At 38.8% G+C, this 25704-nt stretch carries 20 protein-coding genes; 8 read left to right on the forward strand and 12 right to left on the reverse strand.

Features of this window, described 5'->3' with window-relative positions:
- The first annotated feature begins 3 nt into the window (after positions 1–3).
- Both B5X76_RS19225 and B5X76_RS19230 read left to right on the forward strand, forming a co-directional pair.
- On the forward strand, positions 4–1101 hold the full coding sequence (locus tag B5X76_RS19225) for a tetratricopeptide repeat protein (RefSeq protein ID WP_079645553.1): 1098 nt from the start codon (positions 4–6) through the stop codon (positions 1099–1101).
- 21 nt (positions 1102–1122) lie between these two features.
- Positions 1123–2289 carry a tetratricopeptide repeat protein gene (locus tag B5X76_RS19230; RefSeq protein ID WP_079645554.1) on the forward strand — a complete coding sequence of 389 codons (1167 nt, stop codon included), beginning with the start codon at positions 1123–1125 and terminating at the stop codon, positions 2287–2289.
- Positions 2290–2344: 55 nt separating this feature from the next.
- Here the strand turns inward: B5X76_RS19230 and B5X76_RS19235 are convergent, their stop codons facing one another.
- Entirely contained in the window at positions 2345–3043 is a 699-nt protein-coding gene (locus B5X76_RS19235) for a carboxylesterase family protein (RefSeq protein ID WP_079645555.1), read from the reverse strand.
- Positions 3044–3201: 158 nt separating this feature from the next.
- Between B5X76_RS19235 and B5X76_RS19240 the strand changes: the two genes are divergently transcribed.
- The 3 genes from B5X76_RS19240 to B5X76_RS19250 all read left to right on the forward strand — a co-directional run bounded on the left by B5X76_RS19240 (position 3202) and on the right by B5X76_RS19250 (position 7984).
- Complete coding sequence (locus B5X76_RS19240; protein ID WP_079645556.1) at positions 3202–3615, forward strand: c-type cytochrome; 414 nt, start codon at positions 3202–3204, stop codon at positions 3613–3615.
- Between the two features lie 105 nt (positions 3616–3720).
- The gene (locus tag B5X76_RS19245) at positions 3721–4947 is read left to right on the forward strand and encodes a metallophosphoesterase family protein (protein WP_079645557.1); all 1227 of its coding nucleotides are present in this window, start codon (positions 3721–3723) and stop codon (positions 4945–4947) included.
- A gap of 1 nt (position 4948) precedes the next feature.
- Positions 4949–7984 carry an SbcC/MukB-like Walker B domain-containing protein gene (locus B5X76_RS19250; RefSeq protein ID WP_079645558.1) on the forward strand — a complete coding sequence of 1012 codons (3036 nt, stop codon included), beginning with the start codon at positions 4949–4951 and terminating at the stop codon, positions 7982–7984.
- A 10-nt stretch (positions 7985–7994) separates the two neighbouring features.
- On the opposite strand, the gene B5X76_RS19255 is transcribed toward B5X76_RS19250, so the two are convergent.
- From B5X76_RS19255 to B5X76_RS19270, 4 genes are all read right to left on the reverse strand, one after another.
- Complete coding sequence (locus B5X76_RS19255; RefSeq protein WP_079645559.1) at positions 7995–8741, reverse strand: menaquinone biosynthetic enzyme MqnA/MqnD family protein; 747 nt, start codon at positions 8739–8741, stop codon at positions 7995–7997.
- Positions 8741–9361 carry a histidine phosphatase family protein gene (locus tag B5X76_RS19260; RefSeq protein ID WP_079645560.1) on the reverse strand — a complete coding sequence of 207 codons (621 nt, stop codon included), beginning with the start codon at positions 9359–9361 and terminating at the stop codon, positions 8741–8743. Before B5X76_RS19260 ends, B5X76_RS19255 begins: the two co-directional genes overlap by 1 nt.
- A gap of 9 nt (positions 9362–9370) precedes the next feature.
- Entirely contained in the window at positions 9371–10561 is a 1191-nt protein-coding gene (mqnE, locus tag B5X76_RS19265) for an aminofutalosine synthase MqnE (RefSeq protein WP_079645561.1), read from the reverse strand.
- Positions 10562–10777: 216 nt separating this feature from the next.
- Positions 10778–12616 carry an ABC transporter ATP-binding protein gene (locus tag B5X76_RS19270; RefSeq protein WP_079645562.1) on the reverse strand — a complete coding sequence of 613 codons (1839 nt, stop codon included), beginning with the start codon at positions 12614–12616 and terminating at the stop codon, positions 10778–10780.
- A gap of 338 nt (positions 12617–12954) precedes the next feature.
- On the opposite strand from B5X76_RS19270, the gene B5X76_RS19275 reads away from it, so the two are divergent.
- Positions 12955–14121: a pyridoxal phosphate-dependent aminotransferase gene (locus B5X76_RS19275; RefSeq protein WP_079645563.1), complete on the forward strand. Its 1167-nt coding sequence runs from the start codon at positions 12955–12957 to the stop codon at positions 14119–14121.
- 38 nt (positions 14122–14159) lie between these two features.
- On the forward strand, positions 14160–14999 hold the full coding sequence (locus B5X76_RS19280; RefSeq protein ID WP_079645564.1) for a prephenate dehydrogenase: 840 nt from the start codon (positions 14160–14162) through the stop codon (positions 14997–14999).
- A gap of 17 nt (positions 15000–15016) precedes the next feature.
- On the opposite strand, the gene B5X76_RS19285 is transcribed toward B5X76_RS19280, so the two are convergent.
- The 7 genes from B5X76_RS19285 to B5X76_RS19315 form a co-directional block, all read right to left on the reverse strand.
- Complete coding sequence (locus B5X76_RS19285; protein WP_079645565.1) at positions 15017–15610, reverse strand: LURP-one-related family protein; 594 nt, start codon at positions 15608–15610, stop codon at positions 15017–15019.
- A 1-nt stretch (position 15611) separates the two neighbouring features.
- Positions 15612–16139 carry a hypothetical protein gene (locus tag B5X76_RS19290; RefSeq protein WP_079645566.1) on the reverse strand — a complete coding sequence of 176 codons (528 nt, stop codon included), beginning with the start codon at positions 16137–16139 and terminating at the stop codon, positions 15612–15614.
- A 50-nt stretch (positions 16140–16189) separates the two neighbouring features.
- Positions 16190–19285, reverse strand: a complete 3096-nt coding sequence (locus B5X76_RS19295; RefSeq protein ID WP_079645567.1) for an efflux RND transporter permease subunit — start codon at positions 19283–19285, stop codon at positions 16190–16192.
- Positions 19286–19290: 5 nt separating this feature from the next.
- Positions 19291–20391 carry an efflux RND transporter periplasmic adaptor subunit gene (locus B5X76_RS19300; RefSeq protein ID WP_079645568.1) on the reverse strand — a complete coding sequence of 367 codons (1101 nt, stop codon included), beginning with the start codon at positions 20389–20391 and terminating at the stop codon, positions 19291–19293.
- A 10-nt stretch (positions 20392–20401) separates the two neighbouring features.
- Positions 20402–21658, reverse strand: a complete 1257-nt coding sequence (locus B5X76_RS19305; protein ID WP_079645569.1) for a TolC family protein — start codon at positions 21656–21658, stop codon at positions 20402–20404.
- Positions 21659–21726: 68 nt separating this feature from the next.
- Entirely contained in the window at positions 21727–23061 is a 1335-nt protein-coding gene (locus tag B5X76_RS19310; protein WP_217699694.1) for a sensor histidine kinase, read from the reverse strand.
- Between the two features lies 1 nt (position 23062).
- Positions 23063–23743 (reverse strand): response regulator transcription factor, encoded by a 681-nt coding sequence (locus B5X76_RS19315; RefSeq protein WP_079645570.1) that lies wholly within the window; start codon positions 23741–23743, stop codon positions 23063–23065.
- Between the two features lie 220 nt (positions 23744–23963).
- Here B5X76_RS19315 and B5X76_RS19320 point away from each other — a divergent pair, with 220 nt between their 5' ends.
- Complete coding sequence (locus tag B5X76_RS19320) at positions 23964–25679, forward strand: tetratricopeptide repeat protein (RefSeq protein ID WP_079645571.1); 1716 nt, start codon at positions 23964–23966, stop codon at positions 25677–25679.
- Positions 25680–25704 lie beyond the last annotated feature (25 nt).

Here is a 25704-nt window from a genome sequence, read left to right on the forward strand (position 1 = left end):
AATATGAAAGCAATATCAGCTTCCTTATTATTGATAAGTTTAAGTACAACTGTTGTAGCCCAATCCAATTACAAGGAGGGCTCCAACAGTTTTGCCCGCTATATACAGACGGGGGATATTAAGCAGCTGGAAAGTGCCAAGAAATTCAGCGACGCATCCTATGCGACCAAGAGAGACTCTTCCCTCTCTAAAAATAACATGTTGCGTGCTCTTGTTTATAGCTCACTTGCTTATGCCGATTCGACACGTAAGATAAAGACAGATAAAGATCCTATTGATATTACGTTGGCGGCTGTTGCAAAATTAAAGCAAAAAGATAAAGACAATTTCGAGAGTGAGATTAAGTATGTTAATCAAAACCTTACTGCAGCTTATATTTATAAAGCAAACAAAGCTATAGAAAACAAGGAGTATGAAAAAGCTTATAATAGTTTTCTGCAGGTAGACAAATTGGGTTCCAAATCAGAAGATGTCCTTAACAATCTTGCATTATTAGCTGCTCAGGCAGGCAAGACTGATGAAGCTATAGACTACTATAGTCAAATCATAAAAGAAACGGATGCTGATGCAGGCAAATATTTGGCATTAGCCGAGCTGTATAACTCCAAGAATGAAAAGCAACTCTATTTAAATACACTTCAGGCCGCTCGAAATAAGTTTATGAACAACAAAAAAATTCTTTTTCTGTTGATTCAAAACTATGCAGCGTCCAAATCCTACGCAGCGATAGTTCCCATCATAGATGAAGCTATCAAGTACGAACCAGAAAACATAGAATTACATTACTTGGCGGGGTTTGCCAACGAGAATGGAGGCCATGTAGAACTCGCTAAAAAATATTACAATAAAGTAATAGAATTAGATGAGAACAATTACGATGCGAACTTGGCATTAGGACTTATCTTCTTAAACCAGTTTTTAAAAGATAAGAGCAATTTGGAGGCACAATACAGTGCGCAAGATTTTCTTCTAAAAGCAAATGGTATACAGCCTTATGCGATTAATGCGTTAAAAGGATTAGCATTGTATTACGAGGCAGCAGAAGATCCCGACCAACTGGACCGGGTCAATGTACTTCTCAATCAGCTTTCAAATAATTAGAAATAGTAATAAGAATTAGATATGGATTTAAAAAAAGCAATAATTTTATCAGCGATGGTTACAGCAGGTACTACGGTATTTGCCCAATCTAGTAATCTGAAGAAAGCTGCTTCCAACATTCAAAAATACGAAGAGTTAAGAAGCACAGGATCAGCTCAACTAGGTGCATCATTCCTACAGACAGCAAAAGAAGCAATCGATGCAGCTTCTGTTCATGAGAAAACTAAAGATCTAGCGGAAACTTGGACGTACTATTCTTTGGTATACGCAAGTATGGCTGTAGATGAGAAAAGTGAAGAAAAGGCTACTAAAGCTGCCGAAGGTATCGCCAAAGCAAAAGAGCTAGATAAAGATCAAAAGAACAAAGCGAATATTAGTGTTGCAGAGCAAAACCTATATTCTTTTAACTTCAATCACGGAGTAGGGTTTTGGGATAAAAAAGAGTATAAGGCAGCTTATGACGCATTCAACCAAGCGCTTACTTACATGCCAGGAGATACGACGTTGACCTATTACGCGGGTCTAGCAGCAATACAAAACAACGACTATCAAAATGGTATTGATAAGTACAAACAATTAATCAGCAAAAAAGATTATTCGCAGCATAAAGCAGTATTGGTCGATTTACCTAAACTATACCTTTCGCTAAAAGATACAACAAGCGCTCTAGAGTATGCCGCATTAGCAGCGAAGGAGTACCCAAATGAAAACGATGCTGTTGTACAGAATATCGAATTGAATCTTATCGTCGGGAATGAGTCAAAAATCATCAGCGAAATTGAAAATCAAATTTCAAAAGATAGCAATAACAAAAACCTTTATTATTATTTAGGTATAGCTCAAAGTGCAAACAACAACGCTGACAAAGCTTATGAAGCATATAGCAAAGCTATTGCAATCGACCCCAACTATAATGATGCAAACTTAAATGCAGGTGTAGTATTGATGAACTCTATCCGCGAGCAATTGCAAAAAGTTAATGAAGACAAGACGTTGTCCAACAACCAATACACGACAAAAGTAGGTGAGTTGAAAGAAAAGATAAAACCTGCTGAAGCGCATTTCTTAAAGGTTCTTGAAAATGACCCTAAAAACGAGAGTGCTTTAAAAGGATTGAAAGGTCTTTACGATTTCCTACAATTGGAAGAGAAGGGTAAAGCTATTCAAGAAAAAATTGATGCTTTGTAACAATACAAATATTCAAAATAAAAAGAGGCTGTCTCAAAAGTGAGACAGCCTCTTTTTATTTTGTGATTAGCTTTCTATAGGAAAACAACCAATCATAGATTTCATCTTCGTGAAATAATCGTTCGACACTACCGTGTGTTCCTCCCGGCACTACCGTTAGCGTGACGTCAGCGTCATCATCACACTTCTTTATCGCATTAAACATCTTTTTTGATTCGGACAGCGGTACGGCTCGATCCCGGTTACCGTGTTGTATCCATAAAGGGACCTGAGTTAGATTACAGGCATATCCCGCTGTACCACCACCACAAATAGCTACCGCAGCAGCAATTCTATCCGGGTACTTTCCGGCAACATCCATAGTTCCGTAAGCCCCCATACTCATCCCGCAAACGTATACTCGCGAAGCATCAGCATTATAATTAGATAGTATATAGTCTATAACTTCCATCACTTGATCCGGATTCCATCCATTACTCGTTTGGGGCGCAACTATTATACCTGGTATTTCCTGGCCTCTCTCCATTGCATACAGCACTCCATAACGCTTCACCCGTTCCAGATTAGAACCTGACAAGCTCTTACCGTGTAGAAATACTAAAATAGGCTGTTTCTCTCCTTCTTCCGAATAATCATTAGGTAATCTTAATAGAAAATCATAAGATGTTTTATTTTTGACGGGTTTAACATCGTCCGCACAAACACGGAAAAAGGCCCCCAGTGCCAATAGCGTTATAATTATTCTTGTCCACATAAATTTATATCCTAGTTTAGTCGATCGCAAATCTATAAAACCACATTGAGCTTTCAAAGTAAAATAGCATAATCAAAAATTTAATCACAAATTCACATGACTTTATTATGACAATCAAAATCATATAAGTATATTGCGCTAAGTAAAAAATTATAACCATGATAAATCGCACAAAATTCCTTATGCTATCGGGCATTGCCGCCGTTGTTTTTACAATCAGTGCATTTACCCAAGCACCCACCACCGTACAGACAGAAGGTCCAAAAAACCTAAAGGTCCTCCCTAAAAATGTATCGCATGAAGAGCTGGAGAAGGTCATGAAAGGATTTAATGCTGCGCTAGGTGTTAAGTGTAACTTTTGTCATGCACCAAAATCTAATGGTGAAAAAGGATTGGACTTTGCCAGCGACGAAAACCCACATAAAAACATTGCTCGGGAGATGATGAAAATGACAAACAAAATAAATAAAAAATACTTCAAACACGAACATGCTGGTGTAATTCAAAACATTACATGTGAAACATGTCATAACGGAAACAAAGAACCGAAAACCGTATCCTTACAACCTTAAACTTTTATACTTTATTAACTATTCTTTTGGGCAAAAATCTGTATTTTTCCTCTGTCAAATAAGCTGTCGACATGACAGAGGAAAATTTACTACAGATTTGTATCCATGAAAATACTCCATACCGCTGATTGGCATTTAGGGAAGCGTCTTGACTTCGTATCGAGACTGGAAGAACAGAAGGAGGTTTTAGATGAAATATGTCAAATATCTGAACAACAAGAGGTCGATCTAATCCTAGTAGCAGGAGATCTTTTTGACGCATTCAACCCTCCTGTAGAAGCTACAGAACTATTATATCAGACATTAAAACGTCTGACGGCAAATGGAAAACGTCCTGTCTTAGCTATAGCCGGAAATCACGATTCGCCGGATCGTGTAGATTCCGTCGATCCCTTAGCTAAGGCCTGCGGGATTATTTTTATAGGATATCCAAATGTCAAGATACAGCCGTTTGCTGTCGAGGATCATTTTGAAATCACGAAAAGTGACCAAGGCTTTTTAGAAATTCAATTAGCACATATTCCGTACCCCGTACGTCTCCTAACTACACCTTACGCCAATGAAATAAGACTCAAACATTTTATGGGAATTGAAGATAAATCCAACGAACTTAATCAATGGATCAATACCCACTGGTCAAAACTAGCAGACAACTACTGCGACGACAAAGGTGTAAATATATTAACAGCTCACCTTTATATGATGGAACGTGGGGGTGAGATATTGGATGAACCTGAGGGTGAAAAGCCGATCAAAATAGGCAATGCCGACATCACCTATACAGATAGCATTCCTGCTGCTATACAGTATACAGCACTAGGCCACCTTCATCGTTATCAACACATTGCAGGTCATTGCTCTCCAGTAGTATATTCCAGCGCACCCCTAGCCTACTCTTTTGCAGAAGCGGGACAAAGCAAAAAAGTTGTCCTGATAGAAATCGAACCTGGAGAGACTCCTCAGATTACTCCCATAAGTCTAACAAAAGGTCGTAGACTACACCGTAAGAAATTCCAATCCATTGATGACGCCGTAAGTTGGCTTCATGAACACCCCAATACATTGGTCGAACTTACCATGCAAACCGATACATACCTATCGTCGTTAGAGTTAAAAAGATTGCATGAAGCACATGATGGAATTATCCATGTGATACCTGTTCTGACTAGTGTACATGGAGATGCAGAGTCCAAAGCTACGGTCAAATTGGATCAAGATATACATTCTCTTTTTGCTGATTATTTCAGAAGCAAATATGGACAAGATCCAAACGAAGAGATTAATGCCTTATTTAAGGAAGTAATGACACAAAACAAAGATATAGAAGGATAATATGCTACCGATATATTTAAGTCTAGAAGGATTATATTCTTATCAAAAAAAACAGGAAGTCGACTTTACACAACTCACCGAAGGAGGATTGTTCGGCATATTTGGGGCAGTAGGCTCTGGAAAATCCTCCATCCTAGAGGCTATTAGCTTTGCCTTATATGGTGAAACAGAAAGGCTAAACAAGCAAGAAAAGCGTGCTTACAACATGCTTAACCTCAAATCGGACACCGCTATAATCGATTTTCAATTTCTAAACTTCGAAGGCAAGAAATTTAGATTTGTGGCGCAGTGGAGACGTAAAAAGAAATTTGAAGAGACAACTAGCATCGAACGCTACGCCTATGTATGGAAAGATGACAATTGGCTCCCTCTAGAGTCAGCAGATGGAGCCAAAGTTACCAACCTCTCCTATCCAAATTTCAGACGTACAATTATCATCCCTCAGGGACAGTTCATGGAGTTTTTGGAACTAAAGGGAAAAGATCGTTCAGATATGATGAAAGAGATTTTCTTTTTAAACCAATATGACCTTGGTCCCAAAGTGGGCATGTTACAAAGTGATAACAATAAAAAGCTTGAACATATAAAAGGTGCGCTTACGGGATTTGAAGAAGTCTCAAACGAAATAATTATAGATAATAAGCAAGCGTTAGAAGACGCGAAGCTCTTTTTAGAGAAGGTCAAGCTAGAATTTGAAAAAGTTGAAAAACAACTATATAAACTACGTATAGAGAAGGAAAACAAGACTGATCTTGACAACAAACAACTTGAACTAGAAACCTTAGAACAACAACGTCCTAAAGTAAAGCTGTATGAAAAGGAGATTCAGGAATTTGAGTCTGTCTCCCTACATTTTAGAGAACCAATCAATAGTCTCCATCACATTACCTACAATAAAGAGCAACTATTAATCAAAATTGAAAAGCTTAAAGACAACAAGCAATTACTCAATAGAAGGATAACAGAGACCGAGCAGCAATTGGAAAGCTTAAAGGAAGATTACGAACAGCTTCCCACCTACAAAAAGAAGACGGACGATTATCAATTATTGATTGCCAATGCCGAATTAGAGCAAAGTAAGATCGAGTTAGAAAATCGGGTAAATAGAGGTTCCCCTATTGTACTTCAAACCCAGCAGAAAGAACAAAACCTGATTATTCGTCTTCAAGAAGAAGAGCATCGACTGGAGCTTGCTAAAAGCTCGCGTACGCCGACACAGGAATTAATGGCTATCGAAAACTGGTACCAACGATATGATCAGCTACAGGGACAACTCTCCGATATTCAAGGCAAATTGCAGCAACAAGAAATAGAAATAACAGAATATCGTTCTGAACTCGAAGAACAGAATCTTTCTGAAACAAATTGGCGAGAGATACTTCAGGAAAAAATAACCGGTATTTCTACACAAAGCAGCTTATTAAAAGAAAAGGAAAATTCAGTCTTAGTTAAACAAGAGCTATCTCAATATGTTTTAAAACTGCATCAGGGCGAGCCATGTCCGTTATGTGGTTCTTTAGATCATCCGAATCCAATGCATGAGGAAAACTGGAAACTGGAAATAGAGCAGCTAAATGGCGAAAGGGCACAATTAACAAATAGCGAACAGGAGTTGAGAGATCGCTATACAAAAGTATCGGCCATTACCGTATTGATTACGGATAAGCTCAAAGGATCGGATACTCTAAAACAAAATATACAGGAAATATCCGAATTAATTTCGATCCATGAGAATAGTTTTATCTGGAAAAATTTTGAAAAAGGGAACCGTAAAGATTTTGAAGCGACAAAAAGTGAAGTTCAGCAATTAGAAGCCAAAATTCTTCAACAAGAAAATGGCATCAAAGATACTCGTAAGGAGCTGCAAGAAACTCAGGAAAATCGGACTAAGTATGAAAAATCCTTAGATGATTTAAAAATTCAGATTAAGATTTTAGAGGCAAAAATAGCGCAACATACGCAACAGTTAAAAGTAATCGAAGTATCTACCTATAAAGGAATAGAAAAATCAGTACTGATCGATCAACTCCGTGAACTGGAACAGAAAATAAATCGTGTCGAGCAACAGGTTACAGATTGGAATGATATACTCATACGGACCAAGACTCAATTTGCAGAGACTGCTGGTCAATATGCAGAAGCTCATGAACAATACGTTGCTCTCAATGGACAGCTCCAAGCTTTACAAGGAACAATTAACAATCTCTTGAAGGAATTTCAATTTGGGGATATCACCGTAGTTAAAGCTATTCTAGACAAAAATTTAGATGTCGTAAGCCTACGCGAAAAGATACAGCAATTCTATTTGCAACACAACACACTTACCACACGAATCATTGAATTAAGAGAACTGACGAAAGATAGTTCATTCTCTCAGAAGCTATTTGAAGACACCCAGGAAATCCACCAGTTAAAAAAAGAAGAACTCGAATTGCAGTTCGCATTGGCCGGTGCACTAGAAAAAGAATTAGCCCGTCTAACCATTGAATTGAACAAGAAAAACAACTTATTAATAGACTACGAACAGCTCAACAATCGTAAAGAAAATCTGAGAATATTAGACAATATGTTCAAAGGCAATGGTTTCATCAATTATGTATCTAGTATCCACCTAGCACGACTCTGCGAAATTGCAAACCAGCGTTTCCATAGACTCAGCAAGAATCAGCTCAGCTTATGTCTTAATGAAAACAATGAGTTTGAAGTGATCGATTACCTTCATGATGGCTATCAACGATCGGTGAAGACACTTTCAGGAGGTCAGAGCTTTCAAGCTTCGCTATGTCTTGCTCTAGCATTAGCCGAAAATATCCAATCATTAAATAAAGCAGATAGAAATTTCTTCTTTATCGATGAAGGGTTCGGGACTCAAGATGCTGAAAGTATAAACACTGTTTTCGACACTCTCCAATATCTTCAGCACGAGAATAGGGTAGTCGGTATTATTTCTCATGTCGATGAATTAAAAGAACGAATGCCACGATCCATATCCGTAACTAAAGACTTAGAGAAGGGCAGCCAAATAAATTACAATTAAAAAATAGCTCCTAAGTTATAGGAGCTATTTCTATTTCTTCTAGCGTTTTATACAACTCGAGGTATTTTGCTATGGCTTGCCTCTTTCCGACATTCAATTTAAAATCTAGGCTTTCTGTTAAATAGATTTCATAATCAAAATTGGGATAAATAGGCAATCCAGGAATAACATCTTTGGGATGAGATACACCATCAGCCAACGCTTGATTAAATAAGTTGATAAAATCGACTGGAAGTTCCTTATTGGCCACCCAAACTGCATACGCAAAAGGCAAACCTGTCAACTCCTTCCAGAAATACCCAAGATCATAAACATAAGCGACGCCTTCTTTTTTACCAAACGTCCTATCACCAATAAGTACGTATGCATCCGCATTCCCTTCCCAAACGATATCTACATCATTTTTCCAGTAATACTTTAACAGAATACGAGCTAGTCCGTTTGAAGTCCTGGATTGTGGATCCAGACGAAGTGTTTTAACTTCAGAAATAGGTTTATCTGAAAAGATAAAAACAGAATCAACCGCACCATCCGAGCCTATACAGTAATCTGTAATAATAAGAGGATTAGCAATCTTTAATAATGCAGCGACAGGTATAATTCCCAGGTCTGCTTCATTTGTAATTACTTTGCGAGCACATTCTGCCGGGTAGTCTACACTTAAATCAATCCTGTCCATTACAGGCGAAGACTTAAGCCCTTGCAAAAATGGCAATGTATTGGTGTAGCTCACCGCTGAAACCCTTACTTTACTCATTATAATAACTCTTTCAAATGTTCTGTATTGTAATAATCTGATATCGAAAATGCACCCCGATCGTAGTCTAAGATGTATAAAGCTGTATTGGTGTGTGGAAAATCGTCCATTTGGCTGACAGGAACATCCGTAAGATGGCACAGCATAATCCGTAGGGCACGTCCATGCATACAGACCAAAACATGCTCTTCCTTTTCTTTCGACAACATATATGCTATAGCCTTCTTTTGACGTTCGACCAACTCATTAGGCGATTCTCCATTTTCAACACGCGCATCCAGTTCATTATTTCGCCAAGAATCGACGAGTTCCTGAAATCCCTTCATAATCGTTTCGTCTTGCTCCTGCCCTTCATAAATACCCCAGCTAATCTCGTCCAATCCTTCCAATTGTTCGACCGAAATATTCTTTGTCAAAAAAGGCTCAACAGTCTGATGGGTACGTAAAAGGGTGGATGTATAGATCTTATCGAAAGGTACATCTTTATAAGCTTTATAAAATGCAGCAGCTTGTTTGAGTCCATTCTCATTCAAAGGAGAATCTACTCCCCGTCCCTGCACAATACCTTTAAGGTTCAGGTCCGTTTGTCCGTGTCTTATAAAATAGAAACTTTTCTTCAATTTTTTGTGTTAATTTACAACAGGCAAAGCATAGTAACGCTTTGATTTATCCTCATCAAAAACAACATCCTTATAGTCTGTCACCACGTTATACAAGGTATCCCGTTCGATTGGGTGTCGCCCTACATTCTTTATCAACTCAACCAACTGCTGTGTACTCATAGCCGGAGTTTGTTCCTCTGCACCGGCCATGCTATAGATTTTGGTGGTATCATCCAGCGTACCATCAATATCGTTAACACCGTAAGCAAGCGACAACTGAGCTGTATCTCTGGATATCATTGCCCAATAGGCTTTGATATGATCAAAATTATCTAAATAAATCCGTGCTATAGCATAATTCCGGAGATCTTCAATCACAGACACCTCAGGAATATTTGACATTTGATTGTCCTTGTTTCTAAATTTCAAGGGGATAAAAGTTTGAAAACCTCCAGTTTTGTCCTGTAATTGACGTAAACGCTCCATATGATCAACCCGATGCCAATACGCTTCAATATGACCATACAGCATTGTCGCATTGGTATTCATTCCCAATTTATGTGCCTGCTCATGGATATCCAACCACTGTTCGGCGGTACATTTATCATGCGCTATTTTTTCCCGAACCTCCGGATGGAATATTTCGGCCCCTCCACCAGGCATCGAATCCAAGCCACACTCTTTGAGATATTTCATCCCATCGAAATGACTTAATTTTGCTTTCTTGAAAATATAATAATATTCTACCGGCGTTAATGCCTTTATATGTAAGTCAGGTCTATGAGCTTTACATTTTTTGAAAAAATCGGCATAGAACTCTAGGTTTTGTTTTGGTACAACACCTCCTGTAATATGTACTTCAGTGACGGCATCATCATCGTAACGACGAACAACATCCATCATACCTTCAACATCCATCTCCCATCCTTCTTCGCGCTGCTTGATCATCCGCGAGTACGAACAGAATTTACAATCATATACGCACACATTGGTCGGTTCGATATGAAAATTTCTATTGAAATAGGTACGATCACCGTGCTTACGTTCTCTGATGTAATTTGCTAAAACACCTAAATAATTCAGCTCGCCTTTTTGATAAAGAATTATCCCTTCCTCGACTGTAATTCGTTCTTCAGCAACGACTTTTTCTGCTATTTTTTTTAAATCTGGGTCTGTCTCACTTTTGATTAAAAAATCAAGCGCCTTATTAGCATTCATGTGTCTCTCCTTCTAATACAAACTTAGCTAAAATGCTTCGTATTCGCCAATACCTAAAGCAAAATATGCGTTTTACTGCACCTTTTTACTTCTAATCCACAGAATAAAACTTTCGTAATTCCTTGGGATCAACAACAAACAAGAGCCAGACGAAATAGGCTCATTGATGTTATAAAAAGTTAAAATGAATCAATAATATGTGCTATTTCAAAAGTATTACGTTTCAGCAAATTGTTGCATATCTATTAATCTTCGATACAATCCATTCTTTGTCAGCAACTCCGTATGTGAGCCCTCTTCCACAATCCTTCCCCCTTCTAATACCACAATTTTATCTGCATTCTGTATCGTACTCAATCGATGGGCAATAACTACGGTAGTTCTGTTTTCCATCAACTTATACAAAGAATCCTGTACCAGTCTTTCGGACTCCGTATCTAATGCCGATGTTGCTTCATCTAATAGCATAATTGGAGGATTCTTGAGTACAGCACGCGCTATACATATCCTTTGTCTCTGCCCACCGGAAAGTTTCGTACCTCGATCACCTATATTGGTGTCATAACCATCACTCGTATGAAGAATGAAGTCGTGCGCATTCGCTATCCGTGCAGCATTCTCTACTTCCTCCATTGTCACAGAAGGACTTCCAAACGCAATATTATTAAAGATAGAATCGTTAAACAATATAGAATCCTGATTCACTGTACCTATTAAAGCACGTAGTGAATCCTGATTCAGGTCACGTAGATCCTTACCATCAAATCTAACGGCTCCAGAAGTAACATCCATAAATCTAGGTATCAAATCGACTAACGTGGATTTCCCTCCTCCTGAGGGACCTACTAAAGCCACCGTCTGCCCTTTCTCAATATTAAGATTAATACCGTTAAGCACATTACGATCACCATATCTGAAATCAACCCCATCAAACTGTATCGTGTTTTCAAATGTATGGACGACAATAGCGTCTTCTTTATCCTTTACTAGATTTTTTTCATCAATTAGTTCCAATACACGTTCTCCAGCAGCTAACCCGTTGTGAATACCACTAAAAGAGTCCGTCAATGCTTTTGCCGGACGCATTACCTGAGAAAATATACCGATATAGGTAATGAATGCTTCGGCGTCTAAGCTCCCTTCTCCAGATAATACCAGACTACCACCATACAACAAAATAATAGCCACCATTACTACACCTAATAACTCGGATACAGGTGAACTCATCTGTTGACGTGCGGCCATTCTACGCATGATCGAGGCAAAATGTTCGTTCTCGTTATGAAAACGATCTTTCACAAATCGTGTCGCATTAAAGGATTTTATAATTTTTACACCAGACAATGCTTCATCCAAATAAGTAATCATATTTGCAAAAGACTCTTGTCCAGCACGTGCCTCCTTTTTCAGACCTTTTACAATCCGTGCTATCAAAAATGCAGAAACAGGAATTACCGTCATTGAAAACAAAGTCAACTGAGGGGATATAAGGAATAAAGTGACCAAATAAGCAATCAATTGGAGCGGTTCCTTAAAGACTACCTGAAGCGTGCCTGTCACAGAATATTGTACGGTACCTACATCCGAAGCAATCTTGGAAATAACATCTCCCTTTCTCTGATTTGTAAAAAAACCGAGATGCAGGTTCATAACATTATCAAAAACGGCTTTACGCAACCTCAATAAAGTATGTATCCTAAAATTTTCCATAATCCTTTGACAGAAATAACGGAATAAATTAGAAATAAAAACCGACGAGACAATAATAACACAGATGTACTTTAGCGCACCGTAAGGTCCCAACTCATAGTACAAGCTATTGGATAAATAACTAAACCATTCCTTTATATGGTAAAAATGTTCGGGCTTCTGCAACACAGGCGTCACAGCTTCGGCCACTTCTGCACTCCCTTTAAATAACACCGATAGCAATGGCATCAATAATGCTAGATTTAATGTCCCAAATACAACAGTAACTATTGTACAGATAACATAAGGTATGGCAAATTTGCTTATTGGTTTAGCAAAAGATAATAGTCTAAAGTATGTATTCATCCAAAAAATTAAGAACCACAAAAATAGAAAAAAACCTTCATCAATCCTATTATTGAACCAGATACAACATTCCCTATTTATCAGAGGTCTATCCATCGAAAATCTCTGCCTAGTTAGCTCAAGTGCACCTATATTACATATTTTACAGCCTTTAGCTATTTTATACCTAAATAATTCAACAAAGCGATTTTGTTTTTATAAATTTAGCACCAAATTTAAAATAATGAAATATCCATGTAGTATTTTGGATATTCCATGCCGACGAGTCGGCACAAGATAATGACCTTTAAAGTCAAACCGATCCGCCAGCTGGCGGATCATGAAATAATTAATTACATATGAATATTGAAGTTGCGAAAAGGCTACAACAGACCGAGGAGTATTACTTCTCGAAGAAGTTGAGAGAAATTGACGAGATGAACAAAGCCGGAGCGCAGGTAATCAATCTAGGTATAGGAAGCCCTGACCTACCGCCCCATCCTGAAGTCATCCGAGTGCTGACCGAGCAAGCTGCTCAAGACAACACGCATGGTTATCAAAACTATAAGGGATCTCCTGTGTTACGTCAAGCGATGGCAGATTGGTATTCGCGATATTATCATGTTACTTTAAATCCAAACACAGAAATTCTTCCTCTAATAGGGTCCAAAGAAGGTATAGTACATATATGTATGACCTACCTTCAAGAAGGAGATGAAGTATTAATACCTAATCCGGGATACCCAGCCTATACATCGGCGGTAAAGATCTCCGGTGCAACTGTAGTTCCTTACGATCTATCTCAGGACAACCAATGGTTAGTCGACTTTGATGCCCTGGAAAAAACAGATTTAAGCAAAGTAAAAATGATGTGGGTCAATTACCCACATATGCCTACCGGAGCATTGGCCAACAAACGTTTCTTTGAAAATCTAATTGCTTTTGGCAAAAAACACAACATTTTAATCTGTCATGATAATCCCTACAGTTTCATTCTGAATGATCATCCGGAGAGTATTATGGCCGTTGATGGCGCAGCAGACGTTGCGATTGAACTAAACTCTTTAAGTAAATCTTCCAATATGGCGGGTTGGCGTATTGGAATGCTCGTTGCCAGCGAGGTCCGAATTAATGAGATTTTACGATTCAAGAGCAATATGGATTCAGGCATGTTCCTTCCCCTACAGCTGGCTGCGGCCAAGGCTTTAAGCTTAGACAAATCCTGGTACACAGAACTCAACAAAGAATACAATGAACGCAGGAAAAAAGTCTTTGAAATCATGGACCTATTAAACTGTCGGTATGACATCAATCAAGTTGGACTATTCGTATGGGCTAAAGTTCCTACAGATTATTCAAGCGGTTATGCGCTCAGCGATCAAGCCTTATATAAGGCCCAAGTTTTCATAACACCTGGCGGTATTTTTGGAAATGCCGGAGATAATTATATCCGTATCAGTTTATGCGCAAAAACGGAAATGTTGGATGCCGCATTGAATCGGATAAAATCAATGGTTAATGGTTAATTTCTAAACACTAAATAATTAGTACTAAATACTAAAAAATGAATATAGCTATTGTCGGTGTTGGATTAATTGGCGGATCGGCTGCCATCCGACTGAAAGAAACCAAATCTTTCGACAAAATAATAGGTGTAGACAAAAATGAATCTAACCAAAAGAAAGCGATACAACTCGGTTTGGTAGATGAAATCATGTCTTTAGAAGATGCTATTCAACAGGCAAAAGTAATTGTGCTCACCACCCCTGTCGATGTCATCATGCAGTTAGCCCCCACAATACTTGATAAAGTGGACAAACAAGTGGTCATTGATATGGGCTCGACCAAAATAAATATTTTACAACGTATAGCGGATCACCCTAAAAGAGGTCGCTATATCGCAGCCCACCCTATGGCTGGGACAGAGTATTCTGGTCCTGAGGCCGCGATACCAAATTTGTTTAAAGACAAAAACATGGTTTATGTCGATGCCTTTCGGACCGATGAAGACGCGTTTGATATAGCGGATGCAATTACGGAACAATTGGAGATGAAATCCCTATTCATGAATGCAGAGGAGCACGATATGCATACCGCTTATGTATCTCACATCTCACATCTTACTTCTTTTGCTTTGGCACTCACAGTGTTGGAAAAAGAAAAATCACAAGGTCGGATTTTTGAACTTGCAGGATCGGGTTTTGAGTCAACTGTACGACTTGCTAAGTCGTCTCCCGACATGTGGACACCAATTTTTAAACAAAACAGGAACAATGTCTTAGAGGTTCTAGAAGAACATATCAAACAGTTACAAAAGCTGCATCGTAAACTAGAAGATGAAGATTACGAAGGGCTACACAAACTGATAAAGAAGTCCAACAAAATAAAGCGGATTATTAAATAAATAGAAAGAAGCAATGGTTAACCATTGCTTCTTTCTATTAATACCATCAACATCAGACTCAGCACGAAACGTTCTTCGTCCACATTATCTGATGTCAGTTTATGTACCGTAAACTTCCGGCCGAAAAAAGAAGGTTCTTTCTTAATTTCAAATAATACCTGTCCATCGCTATTGGACAACAAATAAGCCGGATTAAAGAAGTATCCAGATAAAATACCTATCAAAGGAATCTCTCCAAACAGGCCATCCATAAACTTGGTCCAAGGATTTTTCTCTTGTATAGTGTGATCGTGGTTATCCTCACTGTTCATCAATCGGAAAGTCGACCGCCATAGCGATCGAAGCGTCTTTCTACGCACTTTACCGACTATCCGTCCCGAATGATCTTTAATCGTAAATGTCTGCTGAAAATCAATCAGCTTATCAGATACCAATTCATATAGAAGATTAGTTTTGGATTCATCACTATAGATTTTAATCTGATCGCGCCAAGCAAAGATTTTCTCACGGACATAGCAGATTGTCTGACCGGACGCGTCCTTTGCTATAAAGTCATTCGCTATAGTTCCAATCTTAAATTGAAAATACAGAGGATAGTTAAAAGTACTCATATTAATATTTCCATTTAAATTTATCGAAAACCTTAGACCATAACCATATTGGTCCCAATCCCATGAAGCTAAAGAAATGCTTTAGTCCTAATCCGCCCTCTTTCCTAATCAATAAGAATAGAACTAATAACGAAACAAGGGCAATGCTTGAACAAACCAAAACTACCGATGGTCCACCATCTCGCTCGACATATTCGAGCTGTACAATAAAGAAACTCATGATAGCAATACAAAATAAGACTGCATACGACAATGTGGGTGCTAATTTCAAATAGCTATAGATGACCACGGCAATAAATAAGGACCCCCAATTCAAAAATGTATGTGCATTCATACGAATAAGAAAGTCAAATTGCGGAAATGGAATCATCCATATCAACCCCATAAATCCAAAAAAAGCTAGTGCTAAAAAAAGCGCATAAAGTCCTTTATTTCCCTGGGAAAACGTATTATCCAATTTCTTAAAGTACTTATCTACCGACCTAATAGGTGTCTCTTTCCGCTCTTGCTTTTGATTCTTCTTGTTCATTCAGCAAAAGTAAACAATTATCTAGATTCTTATCCTCATTTAAAAGCTTTTTACCCTTTCTCACTTTTTCGATACGCCCAATAAAACACTACAGGAATTACGGTAAAAGATAATATCAAACAGATCAGTAATCCTCCTACTATCATAATGGCCAATGGCTTTTGAATCTCGGATCCCATACCTGTAGACATAGCCGCAGGAAGCAGCCCCATCGATCCCATCAATGCAATCATGACCACAGGTCTGATACGACTACGTACCCCATTATCTATTGCCTCGCGCAACCGCATCTTATGGCGCATATTATCTCTAATAATCCCAATTAATACTATGCCATCTATCGTCGCTACACCAAAGAGGATAATAAAACCTATACCTGCTGATATACCAAATACAGTACCGGTCGCCCATAACGAGACAAAGCCGCCTATGAATGCAAACGCAAGCGTTAATGAGGAGATTGCAGTGTCTTTAAAATTCCCAAAATTCGAATACAAAAGCAACAAAATAAGGACAAGTGATACAGGAACTACCATAGCCAACTGCTTCGCCGCCCGTTCTTTGCTCTCAAACTCTCCAGCCCATTCCATATGATGACCTTTAGGTAGTTTGACCTCCTTTGAGACCACTTCCCTAGCCTCCTGAATAGTACTTCCAAGATCTCTCCCGTAGATACTGAAACCAACACCAATATAACGACTATTACCTTCGCTATAGATAAAAGCAGGACCTGTCTGGTACCCAATAGTAGCAATTTCCTGAAGTGGGATATTCTGTCCATTACTGGTTGGAATCAAAATATTACCTATTTTCTCTTTCGTGTCGCGGTAAGATTCGTCAAACCGCACCATAACATCAAATTGCCTATCCTCTTCATAAAATTTGGTAGCGGCCTGCCCTCCTATAGTCATCGCGATCACCGCTTGCACATCAGACGTAAATACGCCATATTTTGCCATTTTGGCATCGTGGAGTTGTATCCGTAATTCGGGTAAGCCAATATTTTTGTACACATTGATATCCGTAATACCATTTACCTTTGCAATAGAGACGGCAACTTGGTTGGCATAATTTTCCAAATCATACAGATCTGTCCCAAATATCTTAATAACGAGAGAACTCTTCACACCTGCGACATACTCCTCCACATTATCCTGAATCGGCTGACTAAAACCAAAGCCTATACCTGGATAATTGGCCAGCTTGCCCCTTAATTCCTGAATAATATCGTCTTTAGAAACCTTCCTTTTCCATTCTTTGGCATCTTTAAGCTGAATATTAAATTCGATATTAAAAAAACCGGTTGGATCGGTACCATCATTAGGTCTTCCTGTCTGCGTCAGAATAAATTCGATCTCTTCAGCATCCTTCATCATCAATTCCTTCATTTCTTTTGTCAACTTAGTAGACTCCTTAAGATTCACACTGTTCGGTAACGTAGCACGAATATAGATAGCTCCCTCATTCAACTTGGGCAAGAACTCTGAACCGTAGTGGGAAAACTGGAAAACACAAACTCCAAGGATCACCACAAATAGCGCAATAGTGCCTTTCTTATAGCGAAATGCAACATCATACAAACCGTATATACTTCGTTGAAAAAAACGTGTCACAAAGTTTTCCTTCTCCTCAATCCCTTTTGTAAATAAGAGTTTACACATTGCCGGCACATAGGTCAGACTTAGTATTAGCGATCCCAAAAGGGCATACCCCAGAGTAAAAGCGAGAGGCGAAAACATTTTTCCTTCGACCTTTTGAAAGGAAAATATCGGCAACAATGCGACTATTAGTATACTTAACGCAAAGAAAATATACGTCGCCACGCTTCCGGTACTTTTTTTAATCACACCAAGTTTACTCATCTTCGCGAATCGTTCCGGTCCAACCCGGTGCGACAAGGTAGCCAAAGAGACAAATACAGTTTCGACAATCACGAGGGTACCTTCCAACAATAGTCCAAAATCAAGAGATCCCATAGAAATCAGATTAGCAGGCAGCCCTTGGATCTTTAGTGCTATAATGGCAAACAGGAAAGATAATGGTATAACAGACGCAACAATAAATGTTGATTTCCAATTGTAAAGGAAGACAAATACGATCAAAGAGACCAACAAGATACCTTCGATAAGATTTCCTGATACCGTTCGTACCGTATTATCAACCAGCTTTGTCCGATCGATCACCGTTTCAATCTGCACTCCCGAAGGCAATACCCTTTCATTCAATTCATCAATTTTATCTTTCAAACTCTCGATCACCTCCGAAGGATTCTCTCCTCTTAACATCACCACAACCCCTTGTACCACATCATCATCGCCATTGAAACTAACCTGCCCCAAACGAGGTTTGCTGGAGACAACAACTTCAGCTACATTTTTGATGAGAACCGGTACAGCACCATTAAGTTTGATGGTGATATTTCCAATATCCTCGATTTTATCCAGAAGCCCCACGCCCCGCACGACATAAGCTTGATCTCCTTGCTCAATCACATCCCCACCAACGTTGATATTAGATCGAGATACAGCGTCGTAGACATCCAGTGGTGTAAGGTCAAAATTTTTCAGTTCGGTAGGATTTATTTTGATTTCATAAATCTTCTCCTCGCCCCCAAAACTCACTACATCGGCAACACCTGGAACGCCAAGTAACTCTCTTTCAATAACCCAATCCTGAATAGCCGTAATATCGCGTATAGGTTTATCCGAGCGGATAATGTACCTGAATATCTCACCGGTAGCGCCAGAAGGAGGTTCTATAGCAGCATCAGCACCTTCGGGGAGCTCTACTCCCCCCAATTTGTTAGACACATATTGCTGTGCATAAAAATCATCCACGCCATCCTCAAATTGTACTGTCACAACCGATAATCCAAAGAGAGAGATAGAACGTATATTAGACTTATGGGGAATACTGTTCATTTCTTTCGAAATGGGCAACGTAACGAGCTTTTCCATTTCCTCGGCACTGCGTCCTGGCCATTGTGTAATGATGCGGGCACGTGTATTGGTTACATCAGGAAATGCTTCAATCGCTGTATGTTTAAGCGCATAGATACCTGCAAAAAGCAATGCCATAGTAGCAAACAATACAAATGTTGTATTATGCAGGGAAAATGTTACCAAGCGCTGTACTAATCTCTTCATTTTTTCTATTTGCTTAGTTGTTTATAGATTAACAATGCATTTGAAATCACCACTTTTTCGTCTGATTTAAGCTTTTCAGCAATAAAAGTATATTCCTCATTACTTCCAACTTTGGTAATAAGTTGTGTTTTTAGGCGACAATCATCCTGATACAGCACGATATATTCCTGATTATTATGAAAGACTACCGCCTTATTGGGAATAGCCAAAGCATTTCCTTGGCTGTTACTTTTATCGATAATAATATCGGCACTTAAGCCAGGCATTAACCTTAGATTAGCATTTTCCAATACAACACGTGCCTTCAGCACATGCTCGTCATCATCAAACACATTGTATATCTTATCTATTTTTCCTAAATAAACTTGATCAGGGTATGCAATCGTGCGCACCTTAACCTGATCACCGACATGAATGTAACGCAGATTGCTAGCATATATATTAACCATTACCCATACTTCTTTTAGGTTTGAAATCGCAAATAATGGTTCGCTATCCGACATGATGTTCTGTCCTACACTTATCGATTTTTGAATAATATATCCGCCCTTGGGTGCCAATACTTGAAAAGCATTCGAGCCCACTGCACGATATAACGCTAATGATTGCATGATGCGCTCCAGCTCGATCTTAGCATGCTCCAGTTCGTGCTCCATCTGCAAGAGTTCAGGTGCAGAAAACAACCCATCTTCCAACATTCCCCTTTTCGTTTTGATTTGGTTATTTAACAATTGGATTTGATTCTCCTGGTTTCGCCTTTCTTGGTATAATCCCTGAATCTCCGCCGAACGTATCGTAGCCAATACCTGCCCTTTACGGACATAGTCCCCAAGTTCAAACTGTACCTGTTCTACACTTCCTTCCAACAAACTACGAAACGCAACAAGATCATTTTCGTTGTATTCAATTTTACCAGACAAGGTTAATTGTTCGGTTATAGGCTTTTCCTCGACTTCAACAATTGTTGTTTTCTCTTTTAACATTTCGTTGAGACAGAATTTTTCCTGTTCTGGGTCTACCTGTTGTTCTGATACAGCAGGCTCATTACATCCACTAAATGTAAAAACTAGAAACGCGTACGCCAATATTAAGTAACTATGGTTCATCTGTAATAATTTAAAAGTCTATTCCGACAATGTATTGTAACTCTTCGTAAGTATTTTTGTATTCTTCCAGGAGTTGTGTCTGGGACTTTTGAGCCTCTTTAAACGCCTGTGTAAAATCGACAAACTCTAGTAACGTGATCTGACGGCCCTGCAAATACTTATTGTAGTTGATCCACATCTTTTCCTGTTCCATGATCCGTTCTCCATCCCAATGTTGTAGCAAACGTTCGTAAGTGAGTAATTGGCTTTGTAAGCGTATCAAAGTGCTTTCTACTTCACCCCGTAAAGCAGCCGCTGTCGCCCGTTCCTGTTCGATTTCAAACTGAGCTGCTTTAATATTTCCTTTATTTCTATTAAAGATAGGCAGATCTACCTGAGCACCGACTCCTATAAAATCACGCATTATATTTCCCCCTCGATCGTACCCTAACTGCACCGTAATATCAGGCCTACGCATAGCCCGTTCCAGCGCAAGCTTCTTCTCAGCAGACAGTTCGACATTACCTTGCCGTTTTAAGCCTATATTTTGCTGTATAGTAATTCCCAGTAAATCTGCTGGCAATGCCGAAAGCTTAAACTCGGAAAGATTCTTAAAGACCAAATCCTTAGAGCTGAGGGATGGCAAGTGCGTAAGTATACGTAGCGTACTCAATACTTCTAGCTTCTCGGTCTGCAGTTCCAATAGCTCGCGTTGCAAGGTTACCAATTCGGATTGAACACGGTAAAAATCCGCTTGGGAAAGATTCTGCTTTTGCACCTGAGAAGCGTACTGCCTTTGAAGCTCTTCAAAAAGTTCAACTACTGTCTGAAGCTGTCTTTCTTCTGTATCCAAACGTTCCACTTTATAAAATGCCTGTCTCAGTTCTTTCTTTAGCTGCCGCAGTAAATCTTCATATTCCAACAGCCTATCGTCTCGCTCCAACATCTTAATAGCAATACGCTTTTTACGCTTGCCAGCTGTTTCAATCAATTGTTCCAATTCAACAGATATCTGCTGTGCTTTGCCATAATTACCAAAAAGAGGAGGTAATTCTTCATATGATGAGTTTTTCCAAAGGTTAAGCTCACTGATACTTAGTGTAGGATTACTCCACACCTTTTCCTGAAGCAGTTCCGCATCTGCCCGCTTAATGTTATAACGCTGAGCCAAGAGCTGGTAGTTATTTTTAAGAAATAATTCTTCGAGATCGGTCAATGCGTAAGATTGTGCTTGGATTATTCCTTTAAAAAAAAGCAAAAGGATTAATAAAGAGACTTTTTTCACCATTTTATATTTTATGTAGCAAAAGTAGTTACCACATATTAAGGTGAAATCCGATTTAGATTAGAAGCAGATTAGAATAATAAGATTACGGTAGTTCCCGAAGCGTCGCTTTCGATCTGTAGGGCAATATGGTGCAATTGAAATATAACATTAGCCATGGACAGTCCTATACCTTTCCCTTGATAGCCTTTAACATTTTGTCCGCGAAAGAAGTTTTTCTTAATATCCTTAAGATCGTCATTCAATATACCTATTCCTTTATCCTGTACACATACAGACAACCTTCCGTCATTTTCTTTGATCACTATTTTGACCGTATCATTGTTGGAATATTTAAGGGCGTTTTCAACTATATTCCCAATAGCCAATTCAAGCAGCTTATCATTCCCCTGAAAACTAAGCAACTGATTGTTTTCCACCTGCATATCGACATCAATTTTTGCCTGATGATACAACACAGCATTTTCGATAACGGACCAAACTATTTCATCAACCCGCAATGTACTAAATTCGAAAGATGTCTTTGCCCCTGACAATAAGGTCATGTTTTCCAAGGTATCCTGCAAGTCGGTCGTATACTGTTTTAATTGAAGGATGACAGCTTCATACTCTTCGATGGTACGTTTTTTACTATTGGTAACCTCCAAGGTACCCAGCAACGCAGTTATAGGTGTCCGTAGTTCATGAGATACATAATCAATAAAGTTTTTTTGCACCGTAAAGGTTTTCGCGATACGATCGACAAAATGATTATAAGTCAATATTAAGTCATTAATCTCATAGTAACTCGCGGTCAGGACAATTGGCTCGTTAAAATTTTTCGCATCCCTCCGCTTAATTTCACCAATTACATGGACAATCGGTTCGTAAGCTATCTTTCCCAAATATTGAGATACAACGTAAATAAACCCCATTCCCAACAAGGAGACAACCAGTAAAACATGAAATAGAGACTTCATCTGCGCATTGAATTCATTCTTTGGTTCGCGTGTTATTACTACAAAATTCCCCTGATTGTCTTCATAAAAGATACCGTTATAAAAGAATTCGCCCGTTTCAAAATGAGCGATTCGCTCCATCCTCACCCGGTTGATAAACACAGAGTCCAGAACTTCTTCCCAAGGCATATCCCCTTTAAAATGCTTATTCTCTTTATCCAAAAGAATAATATTACGTCTAGAAATCGTCTTTAGCAACTGACTCTTAATACTCTCGTGTTCTATTAACGAGAGTTCATCCTGTTCGAGGTAGTAAATAGCAGCCAGTAGTGACTTGCTTTCCAAGGATTCCCGTTCCTTTCCTTCCATCACTGCATAAAAGGATATATAGATCACCGAGGATATCACCAACGTAATGATGCTGAAAATAACAACAGAATAAAGCGATAATCTGTGTTTTAATTTCATCCTAGTTTGTTTTAAACATATACCCTATTCCTTTGACTGTATAGATATATTTTTCATCGCTTTGTTCGATCTTGCTTCGTAGATACGATATATATACATCCACCACATTCGTCTGGTTGTCAAAAGTAATCCCCCAAACCGCATTAAGGATCTGTATCCGCGTTACTGTCCGATCTCTATTCTCTATTAGATATAATAATAATTTTAATTCTCTAGGCGAGAGATCTATAGTCCTCCCACCTCTGGAAACAACATATTGATTCATATCGATCGAAAGATTACCGTATTGCAATACTTGCGTAGGTACCTCCTGTTGTTGATAATGTACACGTCGGGTCAAAGCTTTGATACGAGATAGTAATTCATCAAAATGAAATGGTTTGGTGATATAGTCATCTGCACCATAATCTAAAGCGGCAACTTTATCTTGTACCGTATTCAACGCACTAAGCATTAGAATAGGTGCAAATATTTTTTTATAACGTAAAGTCTGGGCTAATTGGATACCATCCATCCGAGGAAGCATGACATCCAAAATAATCAGATCCCATGAAATCCCGAGATAAGCGTCCAAGACTTCTTCAGCAGATCTGCACAACACCACCAAATAACCGTTTTCTTCTAATCCTTTGATTAAGAAATCACTGATTCGTTTGTCATCTTCTACAACTAATATCTGCATAAGCTTTTGTGAATAAGCACAAATTTATCAATAATTAAACCATAAACCGTGCGTGTTTAATTTTCTAATGATTTTCTAATATCATTCACTATCTTTATACTATAAACGTAGTTATTCCGCTCATCTAAGAACACTATAGCCATTTATTGCAGCACTCCGTTTAGAACTTCCACACGATTTCAGAGTTGTTAATCAATCTATTCATTTAAACAACATTAGTATGCTTAGATTTTTTTTTCTTTCGTTAGTGGCTATCTTTTTCGCTAGCTGCAATGAAAAACATAAGTCCAAGACAACTTCCCTTCCTGTATCTACTTGCGCTAGGTCCCAAACATCGGACAGAGAATGGTATACCCTAGGTAAAAAAGCGCCATTATTTGACGGTTTAGATGGAATAGATTTTAAGATCACGACGTTGAACCAGGAGGCACAAAGATACTTCAATCAAGGAATGATGCTGGCTTATGGATTTAATCACGCCGAAGCAGCAAGGTCTTTTTTTCAAGCCAGCCAGTTAGATTCAACCTGTGCTATGGCCTATTGGGGGTTCGCTTACGTATTAGGTCCTAATTACAATGGTGGCATGGAACAGGATAATTTTCAACGGGCGTACGATTCGACCATTAAAGCTAAGTCGCTTACAAAAAATTGCACTCCTTTAGAAATAGCACTTATCGAAGCCCTATCTTTGCGATACCAAACCAATCCTCCAACCGACCGATCTTTGCTGGATATTGCATATGCTAACGCTATGGAAAAAGTACATAAGCAATTTCCTACACATCCTGATATTGGAGCTTTATACGCCGACGCACTGATGAACTTACATCCGTGGGATCTTTACGACAAAAAAACAAAAAAGCCAAAGAATTGGACCCCTGAACTGGTAAGTGTTCTAGAGCAACTCATCAAAATAAATCCAAAGCATCCCGGTGCCCATCATTTTTATGTCCACGCCTTAGAAGGGTCATCAAATCCAGAAAAAGCATTATCCAGCGCCAATCTTTTAAACGATTTAGTACCAGGGTCTGGTCACCTATTGCATATGCCTTCTCATATATACATCAATACTGGCGATTACCATTTAGGCACCTTAGCTAACTTAAGGGCTATAGAAGTAGATAGTGCGTACACAACGGCCTGCTATGCTCAAGGCATATACCCACTAGCTTATTATCCTCACAACTATCATTTCTTAGCCGCAACTGCGGCCTTAGAAGGCAATTCATCGCTATCATGGGCTGCAGCCCAAAAACTGCAACAGCATGTCGCTGTTGATTTAATGGATCAGCCTGAGTGGAGCACACTACAACATTATTATACCATCCCCTACTATATCGCTGTCAAATTTGGAATGTGGGATAAAATTCTATCTTTAACTACACCTAAAGAAGATTTACCGTATCCAAATGCCATATTACATTATGCCCGAGGATTGGCATACCTATCCAAAAATGATATGATACGTGCACAAAAAGAATCCGATACGCTGAGAATATTAGCATCTGACAGTCATCTTCAAGAACTTACGGTTTGGAATATCAACACTATGGCTGACCTGGCTAAAATAGCCGATGGCGTACTAGCTGCTGCCATAGCTTCTAGGCAAAGTAATTTAGAAAAATCGATATCGCTACTCAAAGACGCTATTCTATTAGAAGACAACCTCAATTATAATGAACCTCCAGATTGGTTCTTTTCAGTACGACACCACCTTGGGGCATTATTGCTCGGAGAAGGTCTATACAATCAAGCCGAAACTGTCTATAGACAAGATCTGCAAAAATGGAAACTAAACGGTTGGGCATTATTTGGACTTTACAAATCGCTCTTAGCACAAGGAAAAAAAGCTGAAGCCTTAAACGTCAAATCAACCTTTAATAAAGCATGGCAATACGCAGACATCAAAATCACCTCGTCATCAAATATCTTTTGACAGTACAGTTACCATCTCTAACACT

This window comes from Sphingobacterium nematocida, from assembly GCF_900168125.1.
In the GTDB taxonomy this organism is placed as follows: Bacteria; Bacteroidota; Bacteroidia; order Sphingobacteriales; family Sphingobacteriaceae; genus Sphingobacterium; species Sphingobacterium nematocida.